At 69.7% G+C, this 12,531-nt stretch carries 13 protein-coding genes; 8 read left to right on the top strand and 5 right to left on the bottom strand.

Annotation, left to right across the window (positions count from 1 at the left end):
• Positions 1-71: 71 nt before the first annotated feature.
• Complete coding sequence (locus tag ACN469_RS28035) at positions 72-758, bottom strand: HAD family hydrolase (protein WP_498772600.1); 687 nt, start codon at positions 756-758, stop codon at positions 72-74.
• Positions 759-842: 84 nt separating this feature from the next.
• On the opposite strand from ACN469_RS28035, the gene ACN469_RS28040 reads away from it, so the two are divergent.
• Complete coding sequence (locus ACN469_RS28040) at positions 843-1,922, top strand: enoyl-CoA hydratase/isomerase family protein (protein ID WP_498772602.1); 1,080 nt, start codon at positions 843-845, stop codon at positions 1,920-1,922.
• Positions 1,923-1,926: 4 nt separating this feature from the next.
• Here the strand turns inward: ACN469_RS28040 and ACN469_RS28045 are convergent, their stop codons facing one another.
• Complete coding sequence (locus ACN469_RS28045; protein ID WP_498772604.1) at positions 1,927-2,793, bottom strand: alpha/beta fold hydrolase; 867 nt, start codon at positions 2,791-2,793, stop codon at positions 1,927-1,929.
• Between the two features lie 50 nt (positions 2,794-2,843).
• Between ACN469_RS28045 and ACN469_RS28050 the strand changes: the two genes are divergently transcribed.
• Positions 2,844-3,317: a MarR family winged helix-turn-helix transcriptional regulator gene (locus ACN469_RS28050; RefSeq protein ID WP_498772606.1), complete on the top strand. Its 474-nt coding sequence runs from the start codon at positions 2,844-2,846 to the stop codon at positions 3,315-3,317.
• A gap of 75 nt (positions 3,318-3,392) precedes the next feature.
• On the opposite strand, the gene ACN469_RS28055 is transcribed toward ACN469_RS28050, so the two are convergent.
• From ACN469_RS28055 to purM, 3 genes are all read right to left on the bottom strand, one after another.
• A complete protein-coding gene (locus tag ACN469_RS28055; RefSeq protein WP_498772608.1) occupies positions 3,393-3,935 on the bottom strand; it encodes a 2-thiouracil desulfurase family protein in 543 nt (180 codons plus the stop codon).
• Positions 3,936-4,048: 113 nt separating this feature from the next.
• Positions 4,049-4,714 (bottom strand): phosphoribosylglycinamide formyltransferase, encoded by a 666-nt coding sequence (gene purN, locus ACN469_RS28060; RefSeq protein WP_498772610.1) that lies wholly within the window; start codon positions 4,712-4,714, stop codon positions 4,049-4,051.
• Positions 4,711-5,748 (bottom strand): phosphoribosylformylglycinamidine cyclo-ligase, encoded by a 1,038-nt coding sequence (purM, locus tag ACN469_RS28065; protein ID WP_498772612.1) that lies wholly within the window; start codon positions 5,746-5,748, stop codon positions 4,711-4,713. Before purM ends, purN begins: the two co-directional genes overlap by 4 nt.
• A gap of 156 nt (positions 5,749-5,904) precedes the next feature.
• Between purM and ACN469_RS28070 the strand changes: the two genes are divergently transcribed.
• The 6 genes from ACN469_RS28070 to ACN469_RS28095 all read left to right on the top strand — a co-directional run bounded on the left by ACN469_RS28070 (position 5,905) and on the right by ACN469_RS28095 (position 12,490).
• Complete coding sequence (locus tag ACN469_RS28070) at positions 5,905-6,555, top strand: Crp/Fnr family transcriptional regulator (RefSeq protein ID WP_498772614.1); 651 nt, start codon at positions 5,905-5,907, stop codon at positions 6,553-6,555.
• Positions 6,556-7,311, top strand: coding sequence for an MBL fold metallo-hydrolase (locus ACN469_RS28075; protein ID WP_498772616.1), 756 nt, complete (start codon positions 6,556-6,558; stop codon positions 7,309-7,311).
• A gap of 95 nt (positions 7,312-7,406) precedes the next feature.
• A complete protein-coding gene (gene accD, locus ACN469_RS28080; RefSeq protein WP_498772618.1) occupies positions 7,407-8,258 on the top strand; it encodes an acetyl-CoA carboxylase, carboxyltransferase subunit beta in 852 nt (283 codons plus the stop codon).
• Positions 8,259-8,282: 24 nt separating this feature from the next.
• On the top strand, positions 8,283-9,575 hold the full coding sequence (locus tag ACN469_RS28085) for a bifunctional folylpolyglutamate synthase/dihydrofolate synthase (RefSeq protein ID WP_498772620.1): 1,293 nt from the start codon (positions 8,283-8,285) through the stop codon (positions 9,573-9,575).
• Positions 9,576-9,750: 175 nt separating this feature from the next.
• On the top strand, positions 9,751-11,025 hold the full coding sequence (locus tag ACN469_RS28090) for an alpha/beta hydrolase (protein WP_498772622.1): 1,275 nt from the start codon (positions 9,751-9,753) through the stop codon (positions 11,023-11,025).
• 82 nt (positions 11,026-11,107) lie between these two features.
• Entirely contained in the window at positions 11,108-12,490 is a 1,383-nt protein-coding gene (locus tag ACN469_RS28095) for an AMIN domain-containing protein (protein ID WP_498772624.1), read from the top strand.
• The last annotated feature ends 41 nt before the right edge of the window (positions 12,491-12,531 follow it).

Here is a 12,531-nt window from a genome sequence, read left to right on the forward strand (position 1 = left end):
GTCCCCCGCCGCTGGCTCCCTTTTGGCGCGCCGTGAAGGCCGATGGGGGCGGAGTGCCCTTGGCCCCGGGCTCAGCTCCCCACGCCGAAGAGGCGGGACTCCAGCTCGGGCGGCAGGGTGGTGAAGTCCGGGAGCGTCCAGAGGGCGCCGGCCTGGCGGAGCTGAATCTCGGAGGTCGTGGTGGTGAGGCCCACCACGGGCATCCCGGCGTCGCGCGCGGACATGACGCCGAGGATGGCGTCCTCGAAGGCCAGGCACTGGGAGGGCTCGACGCCGAGGCCCTGGGCGGCCGCGAGGAAGATGTCCGGGAAGGGCTTGCCTCGGGAGACCTCCTCGGCGCCGACGATGCGGTGGAAGACGGGGCGCAGGCCCAGGCCGTCGAGCACCAGCTCCCGGTTGCCCTGGGGCGCGGCGGTGGCGATGGCCATGGGAATGCCGGCGGCGCGCAGGCGGGAGATGAGGGCCTCGGCGCCCCGGTGCAGCCGCAGGTGGGGCCGGTAGAGGGTGCGGTAGTGGTTCTCCTTCTCGTCAGCGAGCCGCTCCAGCTCATCCGGGGCGAGCGCGCGCCCGAGCAGCTCCGGGAGGATTTCTTCGTTCTTCTTGCCGGCGAAGCGGGTCTGGAAGTCGTCGGCGGTGAGGGACAGGCCGAGCTTGCGCGCGAGCGCCACCCAGGCCTGGTTATGGAACACCATGTTGTCGACGAGGGTACCGTCCATGTCGAACACGGCGGCGCGCAGGGGCGTGTCGGAAGGTGTCATGGTTTCCCACCCATAGCGCGACCGCGAGGGGGGGGCCACGAAACGCGCGCGGCTGGCGGTCATGACTGATATTCGGGGCTCCACATGAGTGATGGCGTGCAGATGGAGACGCGTGGGGCGGTGGGCGTGGTCACGCTGAACCGTCCGAAGGCGCTGAACGCGCTGAACCTGGAGATGTGCCGACAACTGCATCCCCAGTTGGATGCGTGGGCGGCGGACCCGGCGGTGAAGGCCGTGGTCATCCGGGGCGCTGGTGGCAAGGCCTTCTGCGCGGGAGGCGACGTGCGCGCGGTGGCGGCCTCCGTGGCCGAATCCCCCCGAAGCGAGCAGGAGCGGGTGTCTCGCGAGTTCTTCCGCGCCGAGTACGCGCTGAACCACCGCATCCACCACTTCGGCAAGCCGTACGTGTCGCTGGTGGACGGGGTCTGCATGGGCGGTGGCGTGGGGCTCTCCATCCACGGGGCGTACCGTGTGGTGACGGAGAAGCTGGTGCTGGCGATGCCGGAGACCGCGCTGGGGTTGTTCCCGGACGTGGGGGGCGGCTGGTTCCTGCCGCGCTTCCCAGGCGAGTCGGGGACGTACCTGGGGCTGACGGGGGCCCGGTGTAGCGCGGCGGACGCGATGTGGCTCGGCTACGGGACGCACCACGTGGAGTCGGCGCGGCTGGACTCCGTGTTGGAGGCGCTGGTGGGGGCGGAGTGGGGGACGGGGCCGGCGGGCTCGGTGGTGGAGCGGATCCTGGCGGGCTTCCACGCGGACGCGGGGACGTCGGTGCTGGCCACGCAGCACGCGGCGATGGACCGCTGCTTCGCGGCGGAGCGGGTGGAGGACATCCAGCAGGCGCTGGAGGCGGAGGGCACGGCGTGGGCCCAGCAGACGTGGGCGACGCTGGTGCACATGTGTCCGACGAGCCTCAAGGTGTCGCTGCGGCAGCTCCGGATGGGGCGCACGCGGGACTACGACGAGATGGTTGCGGTGGAGTACCGGCTGAGCCAGTCGATGACGGCGCGAGCGGACTTCCGCGAGGGCATCCGCGCGGTGCTGGTGGACAAGGACAACAAGCCGCGCTGGCACCCGGGCACGCTGGGCGACGTCACGGAGGCGGACGTGGAGGCGTGCTTCGCGCCCCGGGACGGTGACGAGCTCGTGCTGACTCGGAGCTGAGCGCTCAAGCCGAGTCGGAGGGGCTCTTCAGGGCGCGCTTCAAGCTGTCGATGCAGACCTCGGGGGCCTCCTCGTGGGGCCAGTGGCCCGCGTCGGGGAGGGTGTCCACGGTGGCGTGAGGCCAGGCTTTCCGGAACCTCTCCAGGACCACGGGTGGGAAGGCGGCGTCGCGCAGGCCCCAGATGAAGTGGATGGGGGTCTTCGCGAGTCGCTCGCGGCGCTCCCAGAGCGACTGGAAGAAGGGCGTGGACGCGCTGAGGCTCTTCGCGAGGGCCCAGAGCACGCGCTCGCGAGAGTCGGGGTCGGGGAACATGAAGGTGTACTGGTTCCACATCTTTTCGGGACGTGGGCCCTTGCCCCAGGCCGACTTCGCGATGATGAACGAGAGGTTCAAGTTCCGGTACAGCCAGCGGAAGAGCCAGCCTCCCGCCATGCGCGCGGCCCTGGCGAGTGAGGGCTCGTCGACGAAGGGCCAGGCGATGGTGTTGATGAGCACCACGCGCTCGACGCGCTCCGGATGGGAGAGCGCGAAGTCGAGCGAGATGGGCCCGCCGAAGTCGTGGGCCACCAGGGTGAAGCGGGGCAGCTTCAACGCCTCGATGACCGCGGCGAAGCGGCGCGCGTGGGCCTCGGGCGAGTAGTCCGCGTCCGGAGGCCGGGGCGACAGGCCGAAGCCCAGGTGGTCCACCGCGATGCACCGGTGGGTGGCCGAGAAGGCGCGGATGAGCGCGCGCCATTCGAAGGACCAGGTGGGCGTCCCATGCACGAAGACGATGGGCGGACCGCTGCCTTCGTCCACCACCGACAGCCCCGCCACCTCACGCACGTTGAAGGGAAATGCCTCTCGGTCGACCCAGGCGGGAACTTGCATGGGGGGATAGTCAATGGTTCTTGACCAATAAAGTCAAGTAGACTTGACTGATGAAGAAGAAGGACGCGCTCGAGGACGTGAAGAGGCTTCAGGCCAGCAGCCTGGGTTACGTGCTCATCCGGTGTGGGCAGGTGTTCAACGAGCTGGGGATGCGGGCGGTCAACAGCGAGGCCGGCTGGCCGACGATGCGCGAGGTCCACGCGCGGCTCCTGCCGTATCTGGAGAATCCAGAGGGCGTGCGCATCACGGAGCTCGCGCGCAGCCTCGGGGTGACGAAGCAGGCGGTGCAGCCGGTCATCGCGGAGCTCGCGGAGTTCGGTGCGGTGCGGATCGAGCCGGACCCCGATGATGCCCGTGCTCGCAGGGTGCTCCTGACGGAGAAGGGCATCGCGGCCATGCGGCATGGGACGACGAAGCTGGTGGAAATCGACCGGCGCGTGGCCAGGCGCCTGGGCGCGGATGAGACTCGGGAGCTGCACGGCTTGATGACCCGGCTGCTCGAAGTGCTCAAGGCGCTGGACTGACGCGAACGGGTCTCGCTGGAGGACGTCCACGACGCTCCGTCGAGAGGGCGCCGCGTCTGTCCTTGACGCGGCTGGCTACAGCTCCTCGTCGCTGATGACGGTGATGTCCTCGGAGCGCAGCAGGGCGGTGGTGATGCCTTCGCCCGGGCGCAGGACTCCGGCTTCGTAGACGCGCTGGCTGCCGCAGGAGGGGCTCTTCTCCTTGAGCAAGGCGACCGTCACCTCGAAGCGCCGCGCGGCCTCAAGCGCGAGGAGGGCTCCGCGCTGGAAGTCCTCGGTGCGGTCCGTGCGGGCCTCTCGCTCCAGCGCTCGCGCCTTGCCTGCCCAGACGTCGACGCCCGTTCCACCACACAGGTCCACGGGGGGCCGGGGAATGGGGAGTCCCGAGCCGACCTCCGGGCAGATGGGCACCACGGCCTTGCCCGTGAGGGCCGCGAGCACGCGCTCCGAGCGCTGAGCGCGTCCGTCGTAGCGGCAGGCTTCGCCCAGGAGGCACGCGCTCACCAACACCACGGGCGCCTCGCGAAGGGCGGCGCGGCGTGTTTCCTGGGACGGCGTCTCCCGCGCGCGTGCGTGGCAGCCGCCGGGGTCAGGGGAGGCCAGGGGGCGCGTGGCCATGCCGTCAGCGTCCGTCACCCGAGAGTCCGCTTCCGTACTCACCTGGGGCGGACCGTCAGCGGCGCCGTCAGGAGAGGATGCGAGGCCTGTCCCGACCCGCACGTCCTCGCGAGTCACTTCGCGGCCCCGGGACTGCGCAGCGCCAATTCTCCCGCCGTCGCCACCGCCGCCACTCGAGTACGCATCCCGTCCATCGCGACCTGCCCGGTGACAGCGAGCCGCACGGCCAACGGATAGAGCCGGTGCTCCTCGACGAGGATGCGCGCGCTCAGGCTCTGCTCATCGTCATCCGGCAGCACCGGCACGGCGGCCTGTCCGATGATGGGCCCGGTGTCCGTGCCCGCATCCACGAAGTGCACCGTGCACCCGGCCACCTTCACGCCGCGCTCCAGGGCCTGCCGCTGCGCATGCAGCCCCGGGAACGACGGCAGCAGGGAAGGGTGGACGTTCAGCACCTTGCCCGCGAAGCGCCCCAGGAAGTCCGCGCTGAGCAGCCGCATGAACCCCGCCAGGCACACCCACTCCACACCCGCCGCGCGCAGCGTCTCCAACAGCGCCGCCTCGAACTCCGCCTTCGACGCGTGGGCCTTGTGGTCCACCACGATGGCGGGGACCCCCGCCGCGCGAGCCCGCTCGAGCGCGTAGGCGGTGGGCACGTTCGACACCACGCAGGCCACCTCGGCCGGGAAGTCCTCCCTCGCGCACGCGTCGAGCAGCGCCTGGAGATTGCTCCCGCTGCCGCTGACGAGCACGCCCAGTCGGACCCGCCGTCCGCTCATGGCTCGATGACCGCCGTGGCCTCGCCCTGGCCCGCCTCCACGCGGCCCACCTCGCTGGCCTCCACGCCCCGAGCGCGCAGCACCTCCAGCGCCTTCGCGACGTCCTCCGGCGCCACCACGACGATGAGGCCCAGGCCCATGTTGAACGTGCTGAACATCTCGTCGCGGGCCACGCTGCCCAGCTTCGCGATGAGGTCGAAGATGGGCGGCTTCACCCAGGACTTCTCGCTCAGCACCGCGCGCGTCCCATCCGGCAGGCACCGGGGCAGGTTGCCCGGAATCCCGCTGCCGGTGATGTGCGCCATGCCCTTCACCTTCACCGCCGCCAGCAGCGCCAGCGCGTCCTTCACATAGATGCGCGTGGGCTCCAGCAGCGCGTCACCCAGCGAGCGCCCCAGGCCCTCGGGCGTCGCGTCCAGCGCGAGCTTCGAGTCCTCCAGGAGCACCTTGCGCGCCAGCGAGTACCCGTTGCTGTGCAGCCCCGAGGACGTCAGCCCGATGAGCGCGTCGCCCGGCTTCACGCTCTTGCCATCGATGATGGCCGACCGCTCCACCACGCCGACGCAGAAGCCCGCCAGGTCGTACTCGCCCCGCGCGTAGAAGCCCGGCATCTCCGCCGTCTCTCCGCCCAGGAGCGCGCACCCGGCCTGCTCGCAGCCCAGGGCGATGCCCTTGACGACCTCGGCCGCCGCGTCCACCTCCAGGCGCCCGGTGGCGAAGTAGTCCAGGAAGAACAGCGGCTCCGCGCCACAGGTGAGGATGTCGTTCACCGACATGGCGACCAGGTCGATGCCCACCGTGCCGTGCCGGCCCGCGGAGAAGGCCACCTTCAGCTTGGTGCCCACCCCGTCCGTGCCCGCCACCAGCACCGGCTCCCGGTACTTGCCCGGCGGCAGGGCGAACAGCCCACCGAAACCGCCGACGCCGGCCACCACCTCCGGACGCATCGTCCGCGCGGCGTAGGGCTTGATTCGGTCGACGAAGGCGTCGCCGGCCTCGATATCCACTCCGGACTGCTTGTAGGTCGTTCCCACGGGCGGCCTTCTATCGGCCGGCGCGCCCGTTGTCTCGGCCAGCGAAAAGAGGGTGTCGGGTTTGAGGCGCGGACGCCTGCACACACTCGCTGTCCCACTGATCCGCACAACAGGGAATTTGACCGGGGGTGGTGGGGCTGATTGACTCCTCGCAGGATGGGCGCCGAGGAAACCCTCTTTCAACGTTTCGGCAAGGAATTCTCTAAGGGCACCGAGCTCTTCCGCGAGGGAGAGGCCGGCCGGGAGATGTACGTCATCCAGGCGGGCAAGGTCTCCATCACCAAGCGCGTGCGCGACGTGGAGAAGGTCCTCGCCGTGCTGGGCGCCGGAGAATTCTTCGGGGAGATGGCCATCATCTCCAACAAGCCCCGCAACGCGTCAGCGGTCGTCAACGAGGACGCTCGCCTGCTGGTCATCGACCCCAAGACGTTCGAGGCGATGATCCGCGGCAACGCCGAGATTGCCGTCCGGATGATCAAGACGCTGGCCGGGCGCCTCTCCGAGGCCGACGCTCAAATCGAGAACCTGCTCCACAATGATCCGGCCAGCCGGGTCGTCCACCAGCTCATCCTGATGTCCCAGACCCGGAGTCGTCCGTCCGAAGAGGGCACCGAGGTCGATTTCGTGGTCCGCGACATGCCCCGCCAGATTGGCGTGGGCGAGCCCGCGGTGCGCAACGTGCTGGACCGGATGATCCGGGCCGGCCTCATCTCACGCAGTGGTGACAGAGTGACCGTGTATGACACGGCCAAACTCCACGACTTCCTCCAATACCTGGAGATGAAGTGGAAGTTCGGAGACCTCTAGGTGAAGCTCCGAGTCCTCGGCTGCCACGGTGGCGAGCTACCCACGTGCAAGAGCACGTGTTTTCTCGTCGATGACGTGCTGGCGCTCGATGCGGGCGCACTGACGGGGACGCTCTCGTTGGAGGAGCTGTGTCGGGTGGACCACGTGCTCGTGGGCCACAGTCACTTCGACCATGTGAAGGACCTGCCGCTGATGGCGGACCTCGTGATTGGTCGCCGCGACAAGCCCGTCACCATCCACGCGTCTCGCGAGTGCGCCAAGGCCCTGCGCGACAACATGTTCAACAACGCGCTCTGGCCGGACTTCACCCGCATCCCGACCAAGGGCAACCCCGTCCTGCGCATCAAGACGTTCCGCGCCGGCGGCACCTTCGAGGTGGGGCCGTACACCGTGCGCAGCGTGCCGGTGAGCCACCCGGTGGAGTCCTGCGGCTTCATCATCTCCAACGGGAAGACGTCGCTCGCCATGAGCGGCGACACCGGGCCCACCGACAAGCTCTGGAAGGCCCTCAACGAGACGCGCAACCTCAAGGCGCTCCTGTTGGAGACGTCCTTCCCCAACGCGCTCCAGTCGCTGGCCGACATCTCCGGCCACCTCACGCCCCACACCCTGGGCCTGGAGCTTCAGAAGTTCGAGCGCAACGGGGCCTCCGTCATGCTCTACCACCTCAAGCCGGCCTTCGTGGCCCAGCTCAAGAAGGAGCTGGCGAGCATGCCGGTGGAGGTCCTGGAGCTGAACGACACCTTCGAGCTGTAGGCCGGCCCTTCTCGCCCTGCTCCAAGAGGGACGACGCGGCGCGCCACACGGAACGGTTGACGGGCGGGGACGGTCGGATTAACCCCCGCCGTCTCATGGCCTGGTTCTCGAAGAAGCCCCGCATCGCCGTCGACACCCAGCAGCAACCCGAGCCTGGTCCGTCTCGCATGGAGGGCTTGTGGGCCAAGTGCGAGAACTGCGACGAGATCATCTACCGGCAGGAACTCGAGAAGCACTGGATGGTGTGTCCGCACTGCGACCACCATCACCCGTGGAACGCGCGCGCGCGGCTGGCGACGCTGCTGGACCCGGACACCTTCGAGGAGTTCGACAAGGAGCTGGAGCCGCAGGACCCGCTCGGGTTCAGTGACACCAAGAAGTACAAGGACCGGCTGAAGTCCACGCGCAAGAACCTGGAGGAGAACGACGCCTTCGTCTCGGGCGTGGGCCGCATCGCCGGCCACCAGGTCTCCGTGGGCGCGTTCATCTTCGAGTTCATGGGCGGCTCCATGGGCTCGGTGGTGGGCGAGAAGGTGGCGAGGACCTTCGAGCGCGCGCATGACTTGAAGTGCTCGGCGCTCATCTTCTCGGCGTCCGGCGGCGCGCGCATGCAGGAGGGCATCTTCTCCCTGATGCAGATGGCGAAGACGTCCGCGGCCATCGCCCGCTTCCGCACCGGCAACAAGCCCTACATCTCCGTGCTGCTGCACCCGACGACGGGTGGCGTGGCGGCGTCCTTCTCCTGGCTGGGCGACGTCATCATCGCCGAGCCCAAGGCGCTCATCGGCTTCGCCGGTCCGCGTGTCATCGAGCAGACCATCCGCCAGAAGCTGCCGGAGGGCTTCCAGCGCTCGGAGTTCCTGCTCGAGCACGGGATGATCGACAGCATCGTCAACCGCAAGGACCTGCGCGCGAAGCTCGGGCAGATTCTCGGCCTGCTGGGCTGAGCCCGCGCGGCTCGCGTCCCTGGCATGAGCGCGCCCCGCACACCCGAGGAGGCCCTGGGCTTCCTCTCCCGCCTCAACCCCTCCGGCATCAAGCTGGGGCTGGAGCGGGTGCGCGAGGCGCTCGAGGCCCTGGGACACCCCGAGCGCCGCTACCCGGTGCTCCACGTCGCGGGCACCAACGGCAAGGGCAGCACCTGCGCGTTCGCCGCCACCGCGCTCCAGGCCTCGGGCCACCGCGTGGGCCTCTACACGTCCCCGCACCTGGTGCGCGTCAACGAGCGCATCCGCGTGGACGGCGAGGACATCTCCGACGCGGACTTCGGCCGCGCCATCCTCGACGTGCTGGAGCGCTACCCCTCCGCCGTCGCGGAGCCGATGACGTACTTCGAGTTCGGCACCGTCGTCGCCCTGTGGCACTTCGCGCGAGCGGGCGTGGACGTGGTGGTGCTGGAGACGGGCCTGGGGGGCCGGCTGGACGCCACCACCGCCGCGCCGTCGCTCGTCACCGCCATCACCCCTGTCTCCTTCGACCACATGGAGTACCTGGGCAACACCCTGGCCTCCATCGCCGGTGAGAAGGCCGGCATCCTCAAGCCCGGCGTGCCGTGCGTCGTCGCCCGCCAGGAACCCGAGGCCCTGGAGGCCATCGAGGCCAAGGCCCGCGCCCTGTCCGTCCCGCTCTGGGTGGAAGGCCGTGACTTCAACATCGAGACGTGGGCCGACGGCAGCCTGTCCTACAGGGGGCCGGGCTGGCGGCTGGACGGTCTGCGAATCTCATTGCGGGGACCGCATCAGCTCCAGAACGCCGCGGTGGCGCTGGCCTGTCTGGAAGCCCTCGACGCGCGCGGCATCGCCGTCACCCCCGAAGCGGCGCGAGCGGGGCTGGGCTCGGCGCGCTGGCCGGGACGGATGGAGGAGGCAGGGCAGGGGCCCACCGTGCTGCTGGACGGGGCCCACAACCCGGCGGGTGTGGCGGTGCTGCTGGCGTCCCTGCGGGCGCTCTACGCGGGGCGTCCCGTCCACTGCGTCTTCGGCGTGGTGGCGGACAAGGACCGGGGGCCGATGATGCGGGCCCTCTTCCCCGCGTGTGCTTCGGTGCAGCTCACGCCGCTGGACACGCCACGCTCGCTCGCGCCCGCGGCCTATCTGGACGAGGCGCGCGCCCTGGCTCCCGACGTGGCCGCCTGGCCCGACGTGGATGCGGCGCTGGCGGAGGCGCGGCGGCGCGCGGGCGTGGATGGCCTCGTGCTCTGCACCGGCTCGCTCTTCCTGGTCGGCATGGTGCGAGCCCGGCTGGAGCGGGCCCGAGTGCCCTGACGGGCCACCGCGCGACGGCTGGAGGACGCGGCCTGGTCCCGACGTGCCAGGCGTCACCTGGCGAGCCTTGACGGGGTGACCTCATGGGGTGGGGCTGCCGTTCCGCCCGGGCAAGACCTGTGAGCAACCAGACTGAATCCTTGGCGCGCTGCATCAGCCGCCGTAGATTCAAGATATGCGCCTGCCGGACTGGAGAGCCGCGACGACCACGGGACCAGCCATCCCCTCCATCGACGAAGTCGACTTCCGGGCGCTTTACTCCAAGACGAAGTACGTGGTGGAGACGGCGGATGGCTGGTCGCTGGTCATCACCCGCTACCGTCCGGTGAAGCAACCCTTCGCCCAGCCGCTGTTCGGTGAGCCGCTGCTGCTGGTGCATGGCTTCTCCCAGAACCGGCACACGTGGACGAGCGGACAGTTCGTCAAGAACCTCCTCTTCTTCGGCGTGGACATCCACATCCTGGAGCTGCGAGGGCACGGCAAGAGCTCCATCGCCTTCCAGAAGGAGCGGGCCGAGCGCTTCAAGCGCCCCCTGCCTCCGGACCTGGACTACGACTGGGACATCGACAGCTACTTCCTCTACGACTTGCCCGCCGCCGTCTCCGGCGTGAAGCGCATCACCCGCCGCGAGCGCATCTTCTACTGCGGCCACTCCATGGGCGGGATGCTGGGGTATGGCTACACCGGCATCCACGACGACTTCGAGGGCCTCATGACCATCGGCTCTCCGGCGGACCTGGGCCGGGGCTTCATGCTGCTGCGCATGGTGGCCCACGGCGCGCCGATGCTCGGCGGCATGGTGGACCTGACGCTCGCGGGGCTGAACCTGGGCGGCGAGGTGGAGGGGCTGGGCAGGAAGCTGCTCGCGCGAGGCGTGGGCAAGGTGAACGCGAAGCTGGGCAAGAAGCTGGAGCCGGAGGCGCGCCGCAAGCTGCGCTTCAACGCGATGCCGGTGGACCTCATCCTCAAGTTCGTCGAGCGGCAGATTGGCAAGGCGGAGGATTCACCGCTGTATCAACAGCTCACCACGCGGCTCAACCGGCTCATCAACCCGGAGCGCGTGGGCTCGGACGACATCCGCTGGCTCTTGCGCGAGGGCGGTGAGCGCGAGCCGCGCAAGGTGTTGGATCAGTTCGCCCGCTGGATTCGACGCGGGGAGATGGTCTGCTACCGCACCGGCTATGACTTCAAGCGCGGCTTCGGGAAGATTCAAATCCCCATGGCCATCATCTTCGGGGACATGGACCCGCTGGCCTCGGTGGAATCCACCCGGAGCGTGTATCGCGCCGCCAAGAGCGAGTACCTCCTCTGGCGCCCGGTGAAGGGCAACAGCCACATCGAGCTGACGATGGGGCATGACATCCGGCAGATCTGCTACGACATCAAGAACCTCATCGAGTACGCCCGGACGCACCGTCACCGGTCGCCGTCCATGCCGCGCCTGCGCTGAGGGCCGTGTGGTTGGAAAGTTGGAGGGTGAAGCGCGCGTGTTAGCATCCGCGCCCACTGTCAACGTGAAGGGGAGTGGTTCGATGAAGGCCTCAGCGGTGTGGCTGCTCGGTGTGGTGCTCGTGCCCTTCTGGGCGCTCGCGCAGGCTCCGGCGAACCTGAACACCATCACCGGCGTGCAGGTGAATGGCGGGACGGTGACCATCACCGGCTCGAAGAAGGCGAACTTCACCACCTTCACCATGACGGACCCGCCCCGGCTCGTCATCGACATCGCCGAGGCCGTCTTCTCCGGAGTCCCCGAGGAGACGCAGGTGGGCAATGGCACGGTGACGGGCATCCGCACCGCCAGCTACGGCTCGGATGACTCCGCCATCGCCCGCGTGCTCATCGGCTACGAGCGCGAGGTGGAGACGGACATCCAGGCCACCGACACCCAGCTCATCGTGAAGGTCGCTGGCGGAGGCGGACAGGCCGTGGCCCAGGCCCCCACCGCGCAGCCGGAGCCCGCCGCGCAGCCCACGACGGACGGCACCGCCGCCAAGGCCGCCGCCGCGGCCGAGGCTGAACGCCAGGCCCAGGAGAAGGCCGCCGCCGAGGCCACCGCCCGCGCCGAGGCTGACCGTCAGACCCAGGAGAAGGCCGCCGCCGAGGCGAGTGCTCGCGCGAAGCAGGAGTCGGACGCGGAGCGCCAGCGCCAGCAGGAGGCCGAGGCCCGCGCCACGTCCCAGCGTGAGGACGAGAAGCGCGCCGCGCAGGCCGCCGCCGACGAGCGCAAGCGTCAGGAAGAGGAGGCCCGTGCCTCCTCGCAGGCCGCCGCCGACGACCGCAAGCGCCAGGAAGAGGAGGCCCGTGCCGCCGCCAAGGCCGCCGCCGACGAGCGTCTTGCCTCCGCTGAGTCCGCCGCCGACGAGAAGAAGCGCCAGAAGGCGGAGGCGCTCGCCGCCGCGAAGACGGCCGCCGAGGAGAAGCGCGCCGCCGCCCAGGCCGCCGCGGACGAGGCCGCCGAGGCCCGCCGCCAGCGCGCGGACGAGGCCCACGCCGAGCGCGAGCGTCGCCAGCAGGAGCGGGTGGCCGCCGCCACGCCTCGCCCGCGGCGCGAAGTCGCCAGCGGCTCGGATTCGTCCTCGGAGGTGTCGTCGCGGCGCAAGACGATGACGCTGGTGGGCTTCCAGCAGCAGGCGGGCGTCTCCCGCGTCTTCATCCGCACCAACGAGCCGGCGCGCTACACGGTGAGCGAGCAGGGCAACGCGGTGGTGCTGGAGCTGGAGAACAGCCGCATCGACCTGGGCAACAACACCCGTCCGCTGGACACGTCCTACTTCAACTCCCCCGTCACGCGGGTGGAGGCGGACGCTTCCGGGCGCGACGTGCGCGTCACCATCCAGCTCCGGCAGCAGGCCCCGGTGCAGGCGAAGCAGGACGGCAACGTCATTTCGTTGGATTTTCAGCGCACGGCTCGGTGATAAGGGCGACCGCGCGGCCGTGGCGCGGCATACCCTGCACC

It is taken from the genome of Corallococcus terminator, assembly GCF_049194865.1.
Classification (GTDB): Bacteria; Myxococcota; Myxococcia; order Myxococcales; family Myxococcaceae; genus Myxococcus; species Myxococcus terminator_A.

Bases quoted from the DNA above. Each gene is read 5' to 3' on its own strand.
- ACN469_RS28035 (WP_498772600.1), bottom strand. From the start codon at position 758: ATGACACCTTCCGACACGCCCCTGCGCGCCGCCGTGTTCGACATGGAC.
- ACN469_RS28040 (WP_498772602.1), top strand. From the start codon at position 843: ATGAGTGATGGCGTGCAGATGGAGACGCGTGGGGCGGTGGGCGTGGTC.
- ACN469_RS28045 (WP_498772604.1), bottom strand. From the start codon at position 2,793: ATGCAAGTTCCCGCCTGGGTCGACCGAGAGGCATTTCCCTTCAACGTG.
- ACN469_RS28050 (WP_498772606.1), top strand. From the start codon at position 2,844: ATGAAGAAGAAGGACGCGCTCGAGGACGTGAAGAGGCTTCAGGCCAGC.
- ACN469_RS28055 (WP_498772608.1), bottom strand. From the start codon at position 3,935: ATGGCCACGCGCCCCCTGGCCTCCCCTGACCCCGGCGGCTGCCACGCA.
- purN (WP_498772610.1), bottom strand. From the start codon at position 4,714: ATGAGCGGACGGCGGGTCCGACTGGGCGTGCTCGTCAGCGGCAGCGGG.
- ACN469_RS28070 (WP_498772614.1), top strand. From the start codon at position 5,905: ATGGGCGCCGAGGAAACCCTCTTTCAACGTTTCGGCAAGGAATTCTCT.
- accD (WP_498772618.1), top strand. From the start codon at position 7,407: ATGGCCTGGTTCTCGAAGAAGCCCCGCATCGCCGTCGACACCCAGCAG.
- ACN469_RS28085 (WP_498772620.1), top strand. From the start codon at position 8,283: ATGAGCGCGCCCCGCACACCCGAGGAGGCCCTGGGCTTCCTCTCCCGC.
- ACN469_RS28090 (WP_498772622.1), top strand. From the start codon at position 9,751: ATGCGCCTGCCGGACTGGAGAGCCGCGACGACCACGGGACCAGCCATC.
- ACN469_RS28095 (WP_498772624.1), top strand. From the start codon at position 11,108: ATGAAGGCCTCAGCGGTGTGGCTGCTCGGTGTGGTGCTCGTGCCCTTC.